At 68.8% G+C, this 16,995-nt stretch carries 18 protein-coding genes; 12 read left to right on the forward strand and 6 right to left on the reverse strand.

Features of this window, described 5'->3' with window-relative positions; genetic code table 11:
• The first annotated feature begins 15 nt into the window (after window positions 1-15).
• The gene (locus HWX31_RS25410) at window positions 16-1,677 is read left to right on the forward strand and encodes an alkaline phosphatase family protein (RefSeq protein WP_174965778.1); all 1,662 of its coding nucleotides are present in this window, start codon (window positions 16-18) and stop codon (window positions 1,675-1,677) included.
• A gap of 102 nt (window positions 1,678-1,779) precedes the next feature.
• On the opposite strand, the gene HWX31_RS25415 is transcribed toward HWX31_RS25410, so the two are convergent.
• Window positions 1,780-2,898 carry a hypothetical protein gene (locus HWX31_RS25415; protein ID WP_174965779.1) on the reverse strand — a complete coding sequence of 373 codons (1,119 nt, stop codon included), beginning with the start codon at window positions 2,896-2,898 and terminating at the stop codon, window positions 1,780-1,782.
• 99 nt (window positions 2,899-2,997) lie between these two features.
• Window positions 2,998-3,894 (reverse strand): LysR substrate-binding domain-containing protein, encoded by an 897-nt coding sequence (locus HWX31_RS25420; protein WP_174965780.1) that lies wholly within the window; start codon window positions 3,892-3,894, stop codon window positions 2,998-3,000.
• 162 nt (window positions 3,895-4,056) lie between these two features.
• Between HWX31_RS25420 and HWX31_RS25425 the strand changes: the two genes are divergently transcribed.
• The 7 genes from HWX31_RS25425 to HWX31_RS25455 all read left to right on the forward strand — a co-directional run bounded on the left by HWX31_RS25425 (window position 4,057) and on the right by HWX31_RS25455 (window position 10,253).
• Window positions 4,057-4,908 (forward strand): ABC transporter permease, encoded by an 852-nt coding sequence (locus HWX31_RS25425; RefSeq protein ID WP_174965781.1) that lies wholly within the window; start codon window positions 4,057-4,059, stop codon window positions 4,906-4,908.
• A 7-nt stretch (window positions 4,909-4,915) separates the two neighbouring features.
• Entirely contained in the window at window positions 4,916-5,947 is a 1,032-nt protein-coding gene (locus HWX31_RS25430; protein WP_174965782.1) for an ABC transporter ATP-binding protein, read from the forward strand.
• 36 nt (window positions 5,948-5,983) lie between these two features.
• Window positions 5,984-7,072: an extracellular solute-binding protein gene (locus HWX31_RS25435; RefSeq protein WP_174965783.1), complete on the forward strand. Its 1,089-nt coding sequence runs from the start codon at window positions 5,984-5,986 to the stop codon at window positions 7,070-7,072.
• Between the two features lie 10 nt (window positions 7,073-7,082).
• Entirely contained in the window at window positions 7,083-7,913 is an 831-nt protein-coding gene (locus tag HWX31_RS25440; RefSeq protein ID WP_174965784.1) for an ABC transporter permease, read from the forward strand.
• Window positions 7,891-8,445 (forward strand): TIGR00725 family protein, encoded by a 555-nt coding sequence (locus HWX31_RS25445; RefSeq protein WP_174965785.1) that lies wholly within the window; start codon window positions 7,891-7,893, stop codon window positions 8,443-8,445. The genes HWX31_RS25440 and HWX31_RS25445 overlap by 23 nt, the downstream gene beginning before the upstream one ends.
• Before the next feature lie 69 nt (window positions 8,446-8,514).
• Entirely contained in the window at window positions 8,515-9,714 is a 1,200-nt protein-coding gene (locus tag HWX31_RS25450; RefSeq protein ID WP_174965786.1) for a porin, read from the forward strand.
• A 335-nt stretch (window positions 9,715-10,049) separates the two neighbouring features.
• Window positions 10,050-10,253, forward strand: a complete 204-nt coding sequence (locus HWX31_RS25455; RefSeq protein ID WP_174965787.1) for a helix-turn-helix domain-containing protein — start codon at window positions 10,050-10,052, stop codon at window positions 10,251-10,253.
• A gap of 15 nt (window positions 10,254-10,268) precedes the next feature.
• On the opposite strand, the gene HWX31_RS25460 is transcribed toward HWX31_RS25455, so the two are convergent.
• Window positions 10,269-11,174: a LysR substrate-binding domain-containing protein gene (locus tag HWX31_RS25460; protein ID WP_244143845.1), complete on the reverse strand. Its 906-nt coding sequence runs from the start codon at window positions 11,172-11,174 to the stop codon at window positions 10,269-10,271.
• Between the two features lie 98 nt (window positions 11,175-11,272).
• Here HWX31_RS25460 and HWX31_RS25465 point away from each other — a divergent pair, with 98 nt between their 5' ends.
• On the forward strand, window positions 11,273-11,908 hold the full coding sequence (locus tag HWX31_RS25465) for a hypothetical protein (RefSeq protein ID WP_174965789.1): 636 nt from the start codon (window positions 11,273-11,275) through the stop codon (window positions 11,906-11,908).
• A 14-nt stretch (window positions 11,909-11,922) separates the two neighbouring features.
• Here HWX31_RS25465 and HWX31_RS25470 read toward each other — a convergent pair whose 3' ends face one another.
• Genes HWX31_RS25470 through HWX31_RS25480 form a run of 3 tightly spaced genes read right to left on the reverse strand, consistent with a single transcriptional unit; the run spans window position 11,923 to window position 14,514 of the window.
• Window positions 11,923-12,090, reverse strand: coding sequence for a hypothetical protein (locus HWX31_RS25470; protein WP_085955376.1), 168 nt, complete (start codon window positions 12,088-12,090; stop codon window positions 11,923-11,925).
• Window positions 12,062-13,069 carry a cytochrome d ubiquinol oxidase subunit II gene (gene cydB / locus HWX31_RS25475; protein WP_010090109.1) on the reverse strand — a complete coding sequence of 336 codons (1,008 nt, stop codon included), beginning with the start codon at window positions 13,067-13,069 and terminating at the stop codon, window positions 12,062-12,064. The genes HWX31_RS25470 and cydB overlap by 29 nt, the downstream gene beginning before the upstream one ends.
• 32 nt (window positions 13,070-13,101) lie before the next feature.
• Window positions 13,102-14,514, reverse strand: a complete 1,413-nt coding sequence (locus HWX31_RS25480) for a cytochrome ubiquinol oxidase subunit I (RefSeq protein WP_174965790.1) — start codon at window positions 14,512-14,514, stop codon at window positions 13,102-13,104.
• Window positions 14,515-14,972: 458 nt separating this feature from the next.
• On the opposite strand from HWX31_RS25480, the gene HWX31_RS25485 reads away from it, so the two are divergent.
• The 3 genes from HWX31_RS25485 to ltaE all read left to right on the forward strand — a co-directional run bounded on the left by HWX31_RS25485 (window position 14,973) and on the right by ltaE (window position 16,973).
• On the forward strand, window positions 14,973-15,311 hold the full coding sequence (locus HWX31_RS25485) for a hypothetical protein (protein WP_174965791.1): 339 nt from the start codon (window positions 14,973-14,975) through the stop codon (window positions 15,309-15,311).
• 13 nt (window positions 15,312-15,324) lie between these two features.
• The gene (locus HWX31_RS25490; protein WP_175933978.1) at window positions 15,325-15,849 is read left to right on the forward strand and encodes a hypothetical protein; all 525 of its coding nucleotides are present in this window, start codon (window positions 15,325-15,327) and stop codon (window positions 15,847-15,849) included.
• A gap of 110 nt (window positions 15,850-15,959) precedes the next feature.
• Window positions 15,960-16,973 (forward strand): low-specificity L-threonine aldolase, encoded by a 1,014-nt coding sequence (gene ltaE, locus HWX31_RS25495; RefSeq protein ID WP_174965402.1) that lies wholly within the window; start codon window positions 15,960-15,962, stop codon window positions 16,971-16,973.
• The last annotated feature ends 22 nt before the right edge of the window (window positions 16,974-16,995 follow it).

The following is a 16,995-nucleotide window of genomic DNA, read 5'->3' on the forward strand; positions in this document are numbered from 1 at the left end:
CGATGAGGTGGGGTGATGAATTCGTTCTTCGGTAAGCAGCGGAAGGTGGCGGTGATGGTGGCGGGCGCGCTGGCGCTCGCGAGCGCGGGCGTCCACGCGCAGGGCGACAACGAACGGCATGAGCACGGCCGCCGCGTGGCGAAGCACGTGCTGCTGCTCAGCATCGACGGCCTGCACGAGCAGGATCTCGCGCGCTGCATCGGCGCGAACACGTGCCCGAACGTGGCGGCGCTCGCGCAAAGCGGCGTGACGTACACGAATGCGCACACGCCGGGCCTGTCGGATTCGTTCCCGGGCCTCGCGGCGCTCGTGACGGGCGGCTCGCCGAAGACGGCCGGCCTGTTCTACGACGTGTCGTACGACCGCAACCTGTACGCGCCGACCGACACGACCTGTTCGGGCAAGCAGGGCTGGAACGTCGTGTTCGACGAAACGACGGGCATCGACGCGATGAACGGCGGCCCGCTCGTGCACCTCGACGGCGGCGGCGCGTTCAACCCGCAGGCGATCCCGAACGCGCTCGTCGGCGGCAAGTGCGTGCCGGTCTATCCGCACAACTACGTGAAGACGAACACCGTGTTCGAGGCCGTGAAGTCCGCGATCCCGAACGCGCGCACCGCATGGGCCGACAAGCATGCATGGGGCTACGACTGGCTGAATGGCCCGTCGGGCAAGGGCGTCGACGATCTCGCGCGCACCGAGATCAACTCGATCGACCCGGTGACGAAGACGGACTATACCGACGTCTATTCGCATACCGCGCAGTTCGACAACCTGCACGTGCAGGCGCTGATCAACCAGATCGACGGCCTGGACTCGACCGGCAAGTCGGCCGCGCCGGTGCCGACGCTGTTCGGCACGAACTTCCAGACGCTGAGCGTCGCGCAGAAGGCGGCGGTGACGAAGGGCGGCGGCTACCTGGATGCGAACTTCACGCCGAACGGGCAAGTCGCGAACGCGATCACGTATGTCGACAACTCGATCGGCCGGATCGTCGCCGAGCTGAAGCAGCGCAGCCTGTACGACACGACGGCCGTGATCGTGACGGCGAAGCATGGCCAGTCGCCGACCGATCACACGAAGCTCGTGAAGAACGGCGACACGCTGACGAAGCTGCTCGAAGCGAACAACTATCTCGACCCGAACGGCAACTTCGGCCAGAACAATACGACGACGGGCAACCTGAACGACGGCACGGGCCTCGTCGGCACGGGCTTCGTGCAGACCGACGACGTCGGCCTGATCTGGCTGCGCGACCGCAGCCAGCGCACCGCCGTCGTCCAGACGCTGAAGGCGAACCTCGGCTGCAACGCGCCGGGAATCTGCGCGGACGGCCCGCAGGCGTACATCCTGTACGGCGCCGCGCTCGCCGAGCAGTTCGGCGATCCGGCCAACGGCCGCACGCCGGACATCGTCGTGCAGCCGAACCCGGGCGTGATCTATACGTCGAGCACGAAGAAGGACGAGGAGCACGGCGGCAATGCGCCGGACGACAACCACCTCGGCCTGCTCGTGTCGTATCCGGGCCTGCATCGCGCGCGCACGGTCAGCGACTACGTCGGCACCAAGCAGGTCGCGCCGACGATCCTCGGGCTGCTCGGCGTCGAGCCGGAGCGGCTGCACGCGGTCGTCGCCGAGCACACGCGCGTGCTGCCGGGGCTGGGCATCGAGCACTGACCGGGTGAATTGCCTGCCGCCCGCGCGCGGCAGGCGCACTGCGCGGCGCCGGGCGGTCGACGGCGCCGCGCTCGTGCTGGCGAACGACGCGCGGCGCCGCGGTTACTTCGCGAACAGCACCGGCATCATCTTCACCGCACAGTCGCGCATGCGCTCGCCGCTTGCCCGGATTTTCGGGTCGTCGTCGCCGGCCAGCACGTCACCGGATTTTTTCATCGCCGAGTAGCTGCCGTGCATCGCCGCGTACAGGTAGATCGGCGAGCTGGGGCCCGGGCTCGGGCCCTCGAAAAAGCCGGTCGAGGCAAGCAGGCCCAGGTAGTGCGTGTAGAGCGCGCCGACGTGGTTGGCCTGCAGCCACGTCATCAATTGCGTTCGCCGGTATGCGCTGACGAGATCGTCCTGCGGCCGCGAGTTGAGCGCGAGGTAGAGCTGCAGCCGCGCGAGCCAGTTGCCCTTGCGCGCGGCCTCGACGAGCGCCCGCCATTGCTGGCGCGTCGTCGCGCCGGGCGTGCGCAGGCCGTCCAGATAATCGACGACGGCCTGCTGGTCGGGCGCCGGCCCGATCTGGTCCGGCGACTTGCAGACGAAGCGCGTCACGTCGACGTCGTCGGCGCTCATCGTGTCGAGGTCGTGCTCGATCTTGTGGAAGACGTCCTTGATTTGCCGGCTGACCTCGTCGGAGGACCACTCGGCCGGCAGCGGGCCAAGCCACGCGAGTTCATCGTCGTTGGCGGCCGCGGCGTTGCGATAGCGAGCCAGCGCCGCATCGCGCCGCGTCTTCGCTTCCTCTGCTTCGGCGCGCTCCTCCTCTTCGCGCTGCTGCGAGACCTTGTCCACCGTGTCGACCATCTTGACGCAGCGCCCGAAGTCGGCGCCCTGGCGTGCCCAGCACGCGTCGTCGACCGTGTAGTTCCAGCGGAGATTGATCGTGTCCAGCGCGTAGCGCGTCTCGCCCGCTTGGCGCGCGACGACCGCGCGTCCGTTTGCGTCGGTCACGCCGGCGCGCAGCACCTTGCCGTCGTGCGTGATCCAGCTATAGGGCTCGTCGCTCCACGGCAGCTTGCCGGCGCCGTCGCGGCTCAGGCTCAGATAGTGGCGGGGCGCGGCGTTGTCGGCGGCTTGCGCGGCGCTGGCCATGCCGGCCATGCATGCCGCGGCGAACGCGGTTGCCGCGATGCGTTTCCAGACTGGACCGCGTGCGCCGGCGCGATGCGTGTTCATTGCCCTCTCCGTATTCGTTTTGTTGATTTTTGGAAGACGGCAAGTATAGCCGGCGCGTTCAGGCCGGCTTCGTGACGGCGTACGGCCGGCAGCCTCGCTTTACCCGTTCGCGCATTCGTCCAGCATCCATTCCCTGAAGCGCCGCAACGCGTCGCTCGTCTCGAGGCGCTCCGGCGCGTAGCACAGGTAGTGCCCCTGCGCGTCGACGTCGACCGGCGCGTCGAACGGCTCGACGAGCGTGCCGGCCGCGAGATTGTCGAGGATCAGGAAGCGCGGCACGAGCGCGATTCCGAGCCCCGCCTGCGCCGCCTGGATCAGCACCGAATACTGTTCGAAGCGCGGCCCCGCGAGCGCGTTCATCTGCGTCGCGCGATGACGCTCCGCCCATGCGGACCACGCGATCTCGGCCTGCTCGTGCACGAGACGCGGCGCGGCCGCGGTGTCGGCGGGCGTGCGCAGCGCATGCCGGTCCGCGAATTCGCGCGTGCACACCGGCGCGAAGGTCCGCCCGTCCAGGTAATCGCTTCGCACGCCTTCCCATGCGCCGTCGCCGTAGCGGATCGCCGCGTCGAGCCCGAACGGGAACATGTCGCCGTGCGCGAGATGGCGGCGAAAGCTCAGCGTGACGCTCGGCGCGTTGGCGAGAAAGCGCGCGAGCCGCGGCACGAGCCACTTGGTCGTAAAGGTCGGCACGCTCGCGATCGTCAGCAGGTCGCTGTCGTCGCGTGCGCTCAGCAGTTCGATCGATGCGTTGCCGATCTCGCGCAGCGGCCCGACGACACGTGCGTGGTACACCTGCCCGGCGCGCGTCAACGCGAGATTGCGCCCCTCGCGCACGAACAGCTTCACGCCGAACAGCGCTTCGAGATTCGCGATCTGCCGGCTCACCGCGCTGGGCGTCAGGCCGAGTTCCCGCGCCGCGTACGAGAAATTCAGGTACTTCGCAGAACTGGCGAACGCGTGCAGTTCCGCCACGTTCGGATACAGGTGCTTCATGTCCGACTATTCCTTGCGCGCACAGATCGATGCGGGCTTTGTACGTTTTTTTCATGACGATGCCATGTCGAAACCGCACACTGCGCCTGTCTCGAACAAGCGTGCAGGCCCCGCCCGGCGGGCGTTGCGCGACGTTTTTCCTCATCGGCAGCGAGCGTACCCATGCATCCGTCTACCGCCCCGGCACTGGCCGATGGTGTTCCGATTCGTCGTAACAATGCCGTGCGCCCGAGCGCATGGCGCTTCGTGCTGCAGGCGCTCGTCGCGGTGTTCGGGGTCTACCTGCTGCTGCCGATCGCGCTGCTGCTGATCGGCTCCGTCGGCCAGTCGTGGACGAACACGCTGCTGCCCAGCGGCTTCACCGTGCACTGGTTCGCCGATCTGGCCGCGAACGGGAGCTTCACCCGCGCGTTCGGCGTGAGCCTGATGGTCGCGCTGGCGTGCTGCGCGCTCAATGCCGTGGTCGGCCTGCCGCTTGCGTATGCGCTGCATCACCGTGCGCAGGCCGGGCGCGGCGTCGCGACGCGCATCGTGATGCTGATGCCGGTCGGCGTGCCGGCGCTGACGCTCGGCTTCGGCTACATCGCGATCTTCAGCGGCGACACGTTGCCGTGGATGGGCACGCTGCCGCTGATGATCGCCGCGCACGCGGTGCTGACGCTGCCGTACCTGCTGCAGACCCTGCTCAGCGATCTGCGCCATCTCGGCCTCGAACGTCTCGAGGCCTGCGCGGCGACGCTCGGCGCGACGCCGCTGCGCCAGTTCTTCACGATCGTGCTGCCGAACCTGCGGCACAGCCTGTTTTCCGGGCTCGTGATGGTGGCCGCGCTGTCGATCGGCGAATTCCAGGTGTCGAACCTGATCGCGGGCTTCCGCTATCGCAACTATCCGATCGTGCTGCTGCAGGCGTTCTACGGCGCGTCGGGGATGGCGTGCGCGGCGACCGTCGTGCTGCTCGTCCTCGCCGTGCTCGCGACGCTCGTGTCCGTCAGCACCGTGCAACGTCTGAAGTGAGTCCGTCATGAGTCTCGATTTCGAACACGTCAGTTTCCAGTATCCCGGCGCGCGTCACGGCGTCGACGACGTCACGCTGTCCGCTGCGCAAGGCGAGCTGCTCGCCGTGATGGGGCGCAGCGGTTCCGGCAAATCCACGCTGCTACGGCTCGCCGCCGGCCTGCTCGACGGCTATCGCGGCCGCATCGCGATCGGCGGCGACGACGTGGCGGGCGTGCCCGTGTGGGAGCGCGAGGTGGGCATGGTGTTCCAGCATTACGCGCTGTTTCCGAACCTGTCGGTCGTCGACAACGTCGCGTACGGCCTGCGCATGCGCGGCGTCGCGGCGGACGTCCGGCGCCGGCGCGCGCGGGAGATGCTCGAGCGGGTCGGCCTGTCGGCGCATGCGGATCGCGGCATCGCGATGCTGTCCGGCGGGCAGCAGCAGCGCGTCGCGCTGGCCCGGGCGCTCGTGATCGAACCGAAGCTGCTGCTGCTCGACGAGCCGCTGGCGGCGCTCGACGCCGGTATCCGTCATCAGCTGCGCGACGAGATCCGCGCGCTGCAGCGCGCGTGCGGCGCGACGACGCTGCTCGTCACGCACGACCAGGACGAGGCGCTGAGCATGGCCGACCGCGTCGCGATCGTCGACGGCGGCCGCATGCTGCAGGCCGGCACGCCGCGCGACCTGTACGAGCGTCCGGCGAGCGCGCAGGTCGCCCGCTTCGTCGGCCATTCGACGGTGCTGCGCGGCCGCGTGCTTGCACAGGGCGCGATCGACGTGCGCTTCACGACGCTGTGCGTCGAAACGGGCGCGCACCGGCCGGGCGACACGGTCGACGTGCTGGTGCGGCCCGAGCACGTGCAGCCCGATCCGCCCGCGTACGCGGTGAACCGCATCGATGGCCGGATCGGCGAGGTGCGCTACTTCGGCGCGACGCAGCGTTTCGACTTCGTGCCGGCGGGCGGAACCGACGCGTTGCTGTGCGAAGGGCGCGAACTGCCCGCGCGCTGCATCGCGATCGAGCCGCGCCATCTGCTCGTGCTGCCCGCCGCGTAAGCGCGGGCGACCCCATTCATTCAACGGAGATTCACGATGTCTGCACGCCGCCTGTTCCTCAATACGATGCGCCGCCGCCTGCTGGCGCTCTGCGCGCTCGCGACGCTCGCGCCGTTGGGCGCCCACGCCGCGCCGCTCTATCCCGGCGAAGACGCGCTGTACGAGAAGGCCGCCGACGAGGGGCTCGTCGTGTCGTTCGACACGGGGCCGGAATGGGCGAACTGGAAGGCGCTGTTCGCCGAATTCCGCAAGCGCTATCCGAAGGTCGAGATCACGTACAACGATATCGGCTCGGCGGCCACCGTCGTCGCGCTCGACAAGTCGCGGCGCCGCCCGCAGGCCGACACCGCGTACTACTTTGCCGCGTCGGCGCTCGATGCGGCGGGCAAGGACGTGGTCGCGCCGTTCAAGCCGCTCAATTTCGACAAGCTGCCGGCGGTGTTCCGCGCGGCCGACGGCCGCTGGTTCGCGGTGCACTCGCTGAACATCGCGTTCCTCGTCAACAAGAAGCTCGTGAAGAACGCGCCGCAGCGCTGGTCCGACCTGCTGAAGCCCGAGTACCGCAACGCGGTCGTCTATCTCGATCCGCGCTCGACCGGGCAGGGACAGGTCGCGGTGTTCGCGGCCGCGTACGCGAACGGCGGCAGCGTCGAGAACCCGAAGCCGGGCGCGGAATTCTTCGGCAAGCTGAAGAACGCGGGCAACGTGCTGCGCGTCGAGGGCACGACGCCCTACGCGAAGTTCGTGAAAGGCGAGATCCCGATCCTGATCGGCTACGAGAACGACGGGCTCAAGGCGAAATACGCGGACGGGATGGGCGACGCGGCGGAAGTGGTGATTCCGCAGGACGGCAGCGTGTCGGCGCCGTATGCGATGAGCCTCGTGAAGAACGGCCCGAACCCGGCCGCCGCGCAGCTGTGGCTCAACCTGGTGATGAGCGACGCGGGGCAGGCGCTGTTCGCGCAAGGCTACGTGCGTCCGGCGGTGCCCGGTACGCCGGTGGCGCCGGACGTCGCGGCGAAGCTGCCGAATGCGCCGCAGGTGCGCCCGCTCGACGTCGCGAAGGCGGCGGCGCGCAAGGCCGAGGTCGACCAGTTGTGGTCGCAGGCGACGCTCGGCAAGTAAGGAGCGCGAGATGCAGGCCACTTTACCGGAACGCGGCGCGCTGCGCCGTTTCGGCGCGGCGCCGGCTGCGGGATTGCTCGCGGTGTTCTTCGTGCTGCCGCTCGCGGCGCTCGTCGGCGCGGCGTTCACGGACGGCGGCCGCGCGTTCGCCGCGGTGCTGCGCGATCCGCTCGTCGCCGATGCGCTCGCGCGCTCGCTGGCGCTGGCGGTCGGCGCCGGCACGCTGTCGGTCGGGGTCGGCGTGCCGGTCGCTTTCGCGCTGGCGGGGCAGTCGCCCGCCCGCCGCCACTGGTCGCTCGCGCTGCTCGGCGTGCCGCTCGCGTTCTCCGGGCTGGTGATTGCGTACGGCTTCATCCTCGCGTTCGGCCGCGCCGGCTTCGTCACCACGCTGCTGGCGTCGCTGGGGGCCGACCAGAACGTGATCGGCGGCGCGATCTACACGATGCCGGGGCTCGCCGTTGCCTACGCGTACTACCTGATCCCGCGCGTCGCGCTGATGATCTATCCGGCGCTCGCGAATCTCGACCGCAGGCCGCTCGAAGCGGCGCTGACGCTCGGCGCGCGGCCGTGGCGCGCGTGGCTCGACGTCGCGTGGCGCGAGCTGTGGCCGTCGGTCGCGTCCGCGTGGTGCCTCGTGACGGCGATCGCGCTCGGCACCTACGGCACGGCGCTCGCGCTGGCCGGCACGCAAATCAACATCCTGCCGCTGCTGATGTACCTGAAGCTGTCGGACGGGCAAACCGATTTCTCGCAGGCGGCCGTGCTGTCGATCGTGCTGACGGCGCTCTGCACCTGCGTTCTTGCACTGGGGGAAGGCCTTGTTCGGCAACGGCGTCATTGAATGTGAATGGTCGGAGGACGCGCGTGACGCGCTCGCGCGGCTCGCGCAGCGGCAGCGCGGCGCACGCCGGCACCGGATGCCGGTCGGCGTGATCGGGCCGCGCGATGCGACGGAAATGCAAATGCGCGTCGCCGAGCGGATCGCGTACGGCATCGCGGCGGCGGGCGTCGCGCTCGTCGGCGGCGGCAAGCAGGGCGTGATGGAGGCCGCCGCGCGCGGCGCGCATGCGGCCGGCGGGTGCGCGATCGGGCTATTGCCCGAGGACGATGCGCAGGAGGCGAATCCGTACCTGAGCGTCGCGCTGCCGACCGGTCTCGGCATCACGCGCAATGCGCTGATCGCGCGCGCATCGCTGTGCCTGGTCGCGGTGGGCGGCGGCCTCGGCACGCTGTCCGAGATCGCGCTCGGCCTGCAATGGGGCAAGCCGGTGTTCACGATTTGCGACGCGCCGCAGGTGGCGGGCGTCGAGTGCTTCGACGAAGCGGACCCGCTCGTCGCGCGTGTCGCGCGGTGGCTGTCCGATTCGGCGTAGGTCGGCATCTCGCTCGGGGGGGATGCATCGTTTCGGGTGGCATCGAATCAATAGACAGGAATCCTCTACATGAAGAAGATCACTTTGGCGCTCTGCGTCGCCGGCTGCCTTTGCACCGCGGCGCATGCGCAAGGCACCGTCACGCTCTACGGGATCGTCGACGCGGGGCTCGGGTACGCGAGCAACCAGCGCGTCGCGACGAGCAAGGGCTCGCTGGGCTCGCCGGTCGCGTATCGCGGCGCATCGAGCTACAGCTTCGCGAGCGGCACGTGGTCCGGCAGCCGCTGGGGGCTCAAGGGCAAGGAAGACCTCGGCGACGGGCTCGCCGCGGTGTTCCAGCTCGAGAGCGGCTTCAACATCGGCACCGGCCAGCTCGGTCAGGGTGGCCGCATGTTCGGCCGGCAGTCGTGGATGGGGCTGTCGAGCACGCGCTACGGCACGCTGACGATGGGCCGCCAGTACGATCCGGTCGTCGATTTCGTCGGCTCGATCGGGCCCGGCTCGTTCCTGACCGGGATGGGCGCGCATCCGGGCGATCTCGACAACATCGACAACCAGTCGCGCGAGAACAACTCGGTCAAGTACGTCAGCCCGAAGTTCGGCGGCTTCACGTTCGGCGCGCTGTACGGGTTCGGCAACCAGGCCGGCAGCGTGAAGAACCAGAACACGTGGAGCGTCGGCGGCCAGTACGTGAACGGGCCGTTCGCGATCGGCGCCGCGTACCTGTACGCGACGAACGCGTTCGGCGCGAACGGCGGCGCGTGGACCGGCTCGTATGACGGCACATTCGCGTCGTCGATCAACGAGGGCTTCGCGTCGTCGAAGAGCATGCAGATCGTTGCGGTCGCATCGACCTACCAGATCGGCGCGGTGACGATGGGCCTGTCGTACAGCAACACGCAATACCACGCGGGCGCGGTTTCGACGTTCAAGGGCAACGCGACCTACAACTCGGTCGGCGGCACCGTGTCATGGCAGGCGTCGCCCGCGCTGCGCGTCGCGGCGGGCTACGATTTCACGCGCGGCAGCTCGGTCGGCGGCGACGCCGCGCCGAAGTATCACCAGTTGAACCTCGCGTCGTATTACTACCTGTCGAAGCGCACCGCGCTGTACGGCCTCGTCGGCTACCAGAAGGCGAGCGGCAAGACGCTCGATCCGTACGGCAACGTCGTCGACGCGACGGCGTCGATCGGCGACGTCGGCAATGGCATCTCGTCCGCGGGCGATACGCAGACGCTCGTGCGGGTGGGCGTGCGGCATACGTTCTGAGCCTTCCGAGCGCGCACTTTCTCCAGCGATTTCGATGCGGCTCTCGCGTGATGCGAGGGCCGTTTTTTTGACGTGTGGGTGGAGCGGAATGTGCCGGAGGCTGGCGGGCGTCACGTATCGTCAGGCTTGCTTGAATTCCGCCGGACGCAGCGCCATCTTGATCGCGCATGACCCTTCGACAACGCCTCCAAGTCGTCTCCGATTCGGTAGATTTCTATATAGTTCATCCGAACAAAGCGGCATGACTTGTATAGTTTTCTGCCGAAATGCTGCGGTTTGGCCCAGAGCCGAACGTGCGTTACCAACGAAATGGCACGGATCCTACCGACGACACCATGGACAAGCGCTACACCGCACTCTCGCTTCCGGATCAACTGGCGCTGTGGCTGACCAGCGCCGAAATGGCGAAGCTCGCGGGCGTGTCGACGAAAACGATGCAGGATATCGAGCAGGGGCGCAGCGAGGGCACCGTGCAGACGATGAGCCGCATCTTCGGCATGCTCGGGCTGAAGCTCGGCGTGGTGCGTCAGTCGCCGTAGCGCCTGCCCACGTCGTCAGACCGCCACCGGCCCATCCACTTCCTCCGCCCGCGCGAACAGCCAATCGACGAACGTGCGCAACGGCCGGTCGTCGTCGTCGCGATACAGGCAATGAAACGGCGGCCCTTCGAGCCGGACCTCGGGAAACAGCGCGACGAGCCGGCCGCTTGCGAGGTCGTCGCGCACGACGGCGCGCGTGGCGAGGCATACGCCGAGCCCGCTGGCGGCAGCCTTGAGCAGCAGGAAGAAATCGCGATAGAACGGGCCGCGCAGCGTCTCGGTGACGTCCGTGCCGGCCTGATGGAACCAGTACTGCCACGCTTGCGGCACGGCCTCGTAGTGCAGGAGCGGCACATGGCGCAGGTCGGACGGCACGCGCACGCGCTCGAGCAGCGGATGGCCGGGCGCGCAGACGGGCACCGCGACGCCCGCGAGCAGCGGCCGCGACACGAAGCCCTTGCGGCGCAGCTCCGGCGTATAGCGGCGGATCACGACGTCGCAGGTCTCGTCGAACCGGTCCAGCTCGGCATCGGGCGTCGCGGCGAGCTGCACGTCGATGCCCGGATACGCGGCCTGGAACGCGGCCAGTTGCGGCAGCAACCAGCCGTGCGCGAACGATGCGGTCGTATCGACGCGGATCGGCGGGCTGCCGACGGAATCGAACATCTGCCCGGTCGCCTGCGCAAGCCGCCCGAGGCAGCTCGCGACGTCGACGAGATAATGCCGCGCACGCGGCGTGAGCCGCAGCGAGCGCCCGTCGCGTTCGAACAGCTTCTGCCCGAAGTACGTTTCGAGCACGCGGATCTGCTGCGCGACCGCACTCTGGGTCACGTTCAGCTCCTCGGCGGCGAGGGTCAGGCTTTGCAGGCGTCCGGCAGCTTCGAAGCTGCGCAACGCGTTCAGGGGCGGCAGTCGGCGCATCGTGCGATCGCGAAGAAAAGCTACACAGTCGGTCAGAAAATGTCGTTTGTCGAGGCCGGGGCGCCTCCCTATCATGGCGCCGACAGGAGAATGCCCCGATGACGATCATAGCGCCGCCCGATGTCCGATCAACTGGAATCCGCCGCTTTCGGCGAGCCCGACGGACGCGCTCGCTCGCCTGCGCGGGCCTGTTCGCGGCGCTGGCCGGATGCGCGGCACAACCGGCGACCGAGCGCCAGATCGGCAGCGGCGGGTCGCTGGTGCGCTACAGCTCGAGCCAGACCGAGGTCGACCTGACCGACGCGGAGCGGCAGACGCTGCGCATGCTGAGCGATCGCAGCTATGCGGGCGCGACGCAGGCGCATGTGCTCGACGCGGTGGCGGGCGTGCTGCGCGCGCAGGGCTACGCGCCGGTGACGGTCGATCGCGACACGGGGCTGGTCGAGGCGGGCCGCAGCGACACGCTGCTCCCGAAGTGGCGGCAACTGGTGCGCGGCGCGGTGAAGGCCCGCATCGGCTTTTTGCCGGCGAAGCCGGATCACGAGCGCGTAGCGGCGATCGTGACGGTGCGGGTGACGAGCACGCGCGAGACGGTCGTGCGCGCGCGGTTCGACCGCACGGTGTGGGACAGCAACGGCGATTCGCGCACCAAGACCGTCGTCGAGCCGGATTTCTATCAGACGTTTTTCGCGGCAGTGGACAACGCGATGTGCGCGACGCCGTGCGGGCGGTGAACGGTGCGACGCGCCTACTTCACCGCGAACAGCGTCAGGTTCATGAAGATCTTGAACGCATAGCCGAGCGTGACCGCGCCGGCGACGCCGCCTGCCCACAGCAGGACGAACCACATCCAGCCGCGCAGTTTCGAGCGCGGCGCGGCGCCGTGCTCAGTGGTGGTAGTAGTGCTGGTCTTCATGGCGCACCTTGCCTCGGAATACCCAGTAGCCCATCGTCGTGTAGGCGATGATGATCGGCAGGATAACCGCTGCGCCGACCAGTGTGAAGGTCTGGCTGGAGCGCGGCGCGGCCGCTTCCCAGATCGTCATGCTCTGCGGGATCGCATACGGGAACAGCGTGACGAGCAGGCCGACGTAGCCGAGCAGCACGAGCGCCAGCGCGAGCACGAACGGCGTCGTGTCGTGCCGGTCGCGCACCGCGCGACGCATCCACATCGCGCAGCCGACGACGAGGAACGGCACCGGCAGCAGGCGCCAGAACAGCCCCGAATCGAACCAGCGCTGCGCGATCGCCGGGTCCTGCAGCGGCGTCCACAGGCTGACGACCGCGATGAAGCCGAGCAGCACGACGGTCAGCGGCCACACGACGCGATGCAGGCGGCGCTGCAGGTCGCCTTCGGTCTTCGCGACGAGCCAGCAGCAGCCGAGCAGCGCGTAGGTGGCGACGAGGCCGAGGCCCGTCAGCAGGCTGAACGGCGTGAGCCAGTCGAACGCGTCGCCGGCGAACACGCCGTCCTTCACATCGATGCCCTGCAGGAACGCGCCGAGCGCGATGCCCTGGAACAGCGTCGCGCCGGCCGAGCCGCCGATGAACGCGAGATCCCACAGCTGCTTGGTGCGGCGCGCCTTCGCGCGGATCTCGAACGACACGCCGCGGAAGATCAGGCAGATCAGCATGAAGATCAGCGGCAGGTACAGCGCGGACAGCACGGTCGAGTAGACGACCGGAAACACCGCGAACAGGCCGGCGCCGCCGAGCACGAGCCACGTCTCGTTGCCGTCCCACACGGGCGCGACCGTGTTCATCATCAGGTCGCGTTCCTTCTCGTCCGGGAAGAACGGGAAGACGATGCCGATGCCGAGGTCGAAACCGTCGAGCACGACGTACATGAAGAGCCCCAATGCGATGATCGCGGCCCAGATTACGGTGACGTCCATGAATATCCTCGTATGCGTGTGTGGTGGGCCGTTCAGACGGTCTCGATCAGCTCTTCGACGGCCGACATCGGGCGGCGCGCGGTGTGGTCGGGGCGCGTGTCCGGCTTGTCGTCGTGCGGGACGTCGGGCAGCGCGGGGCCGGCCTTCATCAGCTTGAGCATGTAGTAGACGCCGGTGCCGAACACGAGGAAGTACACGACCACGAACGCCATCATCGAGATGCTGACCTGCTGCGCGGAGAGCGGCGACACGGCTTGCGCGGTGCGCATCACGCCGTACACGACCCACGGCTGGCGGCCCGCCTCGGTCGTCACCCAGCCCGCGAGCAGCGACACGAAACCGGTCGGGCCCATCAGCAGCGCGAAGCGCTGGAACCCCTTCGATTCATACAGCCGGCCGCGGCGGCGCAGCAGCCATGCGAGCGCGGCGAGCGCGATCATCGCGAAGCCGAGGCCGACCATGATCCGGAAGCTCCAGAACACGACCGTCGAGTTCGGCCGGTCTTCCGGCGGGTATTCCTTCAGGCCGCGGATCTCGCCGTCCCAGCTGTGCGTGAGGATCAGGCTGCCGAGGTGCGGGACCTTCACCGCGTAACGCGTCGTTTCGGCCTGCATGTCGGGAATGCCGAACAGGTTGAGCGGCGTGCCGCCCTTCTCGGTTTCCCACAGGCCCTCGATCGCGGCGATCTTCGCCGGCTGGTGCTTCAGCGTGTTGATGCCGTGCTGGTCGCCGATCAGCGCCTGCACCGGCGCGAGCACCAGCAGCAGCCACAGCGCCATCGAGAACATCTTCTTCACGCCCTGGTCGCGACGGCCCTTCAGCAGGTGCCATGCGCCGGTCGCGGCGACCACCAGCGCGGCCACGATGAACGCGGCGATCGCCATGTGGAAGAGGCGGTACGGGAACGACGGGTTGAAGATGATCGCGAACCAGTCGGTCGGCACGACGCGGCCGTCGACGATCTCGAAGCCCTGCGGCGTCTGCATCCAGCTGTTCGACGCGAGGATCCAGAACGTCGAGATGATCGTGCCGATCGCGACCATCAGCGTCGCGCCGAAGTGGGCGCGCGGGCTGACGCGGTTCCAGCCGAACAGCATGATGCCGAGGAAGCCGGCTTCGAGGAAGAACGCGGTCATCACTTCGTACATCAGCAGCGGACCGGTGACCGAGCCGGCGAAGCTCGAGAAGCCGGCCCAGTTGGTGCCGAACTGATAGCTCATCACCACGCCGGAGACGACGCCCATCCCGAACGCGACGGCGAAGATCTTCGACCAGAACAGGCAGAGGGTTTTGTAGTACGGCTTGCCGGTCTTGAGCCAGCGGTATTCGAGCACCGCGATGAAGCTCGCGAGGCCGATGCTGAGCGCCGGAAAGACGATGTGAAACGAGACGGTGAACGCGAATTGCAGGCGGGCCAGATCGAGGGCCGAAAATGCGGTATCCATACCAGTTGACCGAAGCTGTCGATACCCGCCGGCGGGCCTGCCGGCGGACCCTGGCCGAACGCGGCTGCAGGGTTGGCTGGAGTATGGGACGCGATATTGCGCTGCGAAATGCGCCAACTCGTCGCAGATGTCCAGACCCTGCGCGGCGGCGCCGCGTTAAATCGTTGATTCGTATCAAGATCGCGGCGCGGCCCGCGGCGGGCGGGGCGCGGCGGCCCGCCGCACCTGCGTCAATATGGCGCGTCGCATCATCGGGCGCGCGATGCCCGCACGTCCGTTTCGAGCCGTTGGCCGGTAACGCGGGCGCACGCGCCGACGGCCGCCGCGCGCGGTTTCCGTGACACCGGTAACGTCTTGCAACATTGCCGCGCGCCTCCGTAATGGATGCCGGATCGCGTGCGGCGTAGCGTTGAGGACATCGGGTTCGCGTGGCGAGCCGGTTTGTCGGAGAACGAGACGTGAACGCATCGAAGCTAGCGCTGGGGGGCATGCTCGCCGCCGCCGCGATCGGCGCGGCGGGCGTGGCCCACGCCGCCCGCGTCGGGGTCTACGTCGGCCCGGGCTATCCGTATTACTACCCCGTCGTGCCCGCGCCGTATTACTACCCGCCGCCCGTCGTCGTGGTGCCCGTCGCGCCGCCGCCGCCGCAGCAGTACATCGAGAAGGGCCAGGCGCAGGGCGGCGCAGACGCGAACGACGGCGGTCTCTGGTACTACTGCGACGCGTCGAAGCACTATTACCCGTACGTGAAGGAATGCAAGTCGGGTTGGCGGTCGGTGCCGGCGCGGCCGCAATGATGGAGGTGCGACGATGAGCAACACGATCCGAAATGCGCGCTGGCCCGTGCTGGCGGTGTTGGCCGGCCTCGTCAGCGCATGCGCGTTCGTGCCGAACGGCCCGACCGTGATGGCGCTGCCCGGCACGGGCAAGTCGTTCGACCAGTTCCGCGCCGACGACGCGAGCTGCCGTCAGTACGCATTCCAGCAGTCGGGCGGCGTGACCGCCGGGCAGGCGTCGACGGCGAGCGCGGTCGGCAGCGCGGCGGCCGGCACGGCACTCGGTGCGGCGGCCGGCGCCGCGTTCAACGGCGGCAGCGGCGCGGCCGTCGGCGCGGGCGCGGGGCTGCTCGCGGGCAGCGTGGTCGGCGCGGGCGCCGCGCAGGGTTCGGCGTACGACGTGCAGCGCCGCTACGACTACGCGTACCTGCAATGCATGTACGCGACCGGCAACCGCGTGCCGGTGCCGGGCGGGATGAGCGGCGGCTATGAGGGCGCGCCGCGCGCCGCGCCGCCGATGCCGCCCCCGGGCGTCCAGCCGCCGCCGCCGCGTTATTGACGCTTGACGCGCCCGGCAACCGCCCGGCGAATTGCGTACACTCTGAGTCTCCTTTCGGCAGGCCGGCTCGGGCACGCCCGTACCGGCCCGCGTTCACTCAGGGACCACCGATGATCGATCTACGCAGCGATACCGTGACGCGCCCCAGCCCCGCGATGCTGGCCGCAATGACAGCCGCCGAAGTCGGCGACGACGTGTGGGGCGACGACCCGACCGTCAAGCGCCTGCAGGACGCGACGGCCGAGCGCGCGGGCAAGGAGGCGGGCCTGTACCTGCCGAGCGGCACGCAGAGCAATCTCGCCGCGCTGATGGCGCATTGCGAACGCGGCGACGAATACATCGTCGGCCAGCAGGCGCACACCTACAAATACGAAGGCGGCGGCGCGGCGGTGCTCGGCAGCATCCAGCCGCAGCCGATCGACAACGCGCCCGACGGCACGCTGCCGATCGACAGGATCGTCGCCGCGATCAAGCCGCTCGACGACCACTTCGCGCGCTCGCGGCTGCTCGCGCTCGAAAACACGATCGGCGGCCGCGTGCTGCCGGCCGGCTATGCGGAAGAGGCCGCTGCGGTGGCGCGCAGCCGCGGGCTGTCCACGCACCTCGACGGCGCGCGCGTGTGCAACGCGGCCGTCGCGTCGGGCCGCGCGATCGCGGACCTGTGCGCGCCGTTCGACACGGTGTCGATCTGCTTCTCGAAGGGGCTCGGCGCGCCGGTCGGCTCGGTGCTGGTCGGCAGCCGGCCGCTGATCGAGCGCGCAAGGCGCTGGCGCAAGGTGCTCGGCGGCGCGATGCGGCAGTCGGGGCTGCTCGCGGCCGCTTGCCTGTATGCGCTCGATCACAACGTCGAGCGGCTCGCGGACGATCACGAGAACGCCGCGCGCCTTGCCGCGGGGCTCGCGCGCATCGACGAGGTGAAGGTGCTGTCGCACGCGACGAACATGGTGTTCGCGCAGTTTCCCGAGGCCGATTGCGCGCCGCTCGAAGCGTGGCTCAAGGAACGCGGAATCCTCACGCAGATGCTGTACGCGTCGCGTTTCGTCACGCACTGCGACGTGTCGCGCGAGGACGTCGATACGTTCGTCGCCGCGGTCGGCGCGTATTTCGCACAGCGGCGCGCGTAAGCGGGCGGCGGCGGCGCAGCGT

This window comes from Burkholderia ubonensis, assembly GCF_902833085.1.
GTDB lineage: Bacteria > Pseudomonadota > Gammaproteobacteria > Burkholderiales > Burkholderiaceae > Burkholderia > Burkholderia ubonensis.

Coding starts and splice junctions, on each gene's coding strand:
- cydB (WP_010090109.1), bottom strand. CDS start 13,069: ATGGACGTCACCGTAATCTGGGCCGCGATCATCGCATTGGGGCTCTTC.
- HWX31_RS25480 (WP_174965790.1), bottom strand. CDS start 14,514: ATGGATACCGCATTTTCGGCCCTCGATCTGGCCCGCCTGCAATTCGCG.
- HWX31_RS25440 (WP_174965784.1), top strand. CDS start 7,083: ATGCAGGCCACTTTACCGGAACGCGGCGCGCTGCGCCGTTTCGGCGCG.
- HWX31_RS25490 (WP_175933978.1), top strand. CDS start 15,325: ATGAGCAACACGATCCGAAATGCGCGCTGGCCCGTGCTGGCGGTGTTG.
- HWX31_RS25410 (WP_174965778.1), top strand. CDS start 16: ATGAATTCGTTCTTCGGTAAGCAGCGGAAGGTGGCGGTGATGGTGGCG.
- HWX31_RS25430 (WP_174965782.1), top strand. CDS start 4,916: ATGAGTCTCGATTTCGAACACGTCAGTTTCCAGTATCCCGGCGCGCGT.
- HWX31_RS25470 (WP_085955376.1), bottom strand. CDS start 12,090: ATGAAGACCAGCACTACTACCACCACTGAGCACGGCGCCGCGCCGCGC.
- HWX31_RS25450 (WP_174965786.1), top strand. CDS start 8,515: ATGAAGAAGATCACTTTGGCGCTCTGCGTCGCCGGCTGCCTTTGCACC.
- HWX31_RS25435 (WP_174965783.1), top strand. CDS start 5,984: ATGTCTGCACGCCGCCTGTTCCTCAATACGATGCGCCGCCGCCTGCTG.
- HWX31_RS25465 (WP_174965789.1), top strand. CDS start 11,273: ATGACGATCATAGCGCCGCCCGATGTCCGATCAACTGGAATCCGCCGC.
- HWX31_RS25455 (WP_174965787.1), top strand. CDS start 10,050: ATGGACAAGCGCTACACCGCACTCTCGCTTCCGGATCAACTGGCGCTG.
- ltaE (WP_174965402.1), top strand. CDS start 15,960: ATGATCGATCTACGCAGCGATACCGTGACGCGCCCCAGCCCCGCGATG.
- HWX31_RS25415 (WP_174965779.1), bottom strand. CDS start 2,898: ATGAACACGCATCGCGCCGGCGCACGCGGTCCAGTCTGGAAACGCATC.
- HWX31_RS25425 (WP_174965781.1), top strand. CDS start 4,057: ATGCATCCGTCTACCGCCCCGGCACTGGCCGATGGTGTTCCGATTCGT.
- HWX31_RS25460 (WP_244143845.1), bottom strand. CDS start 11,174: ATGCGCCGACTGCCGCCCCTGAACGCGTTGCGCAGCTTCGAAGCTGCC.
- HWX31_RS25420 (WP_174965780.1), bottom strand. CDS start 3,894: ATGAAGCACCTGTATCCGAACGTGGCGGAACTGCACGCGTTCGCCAGT.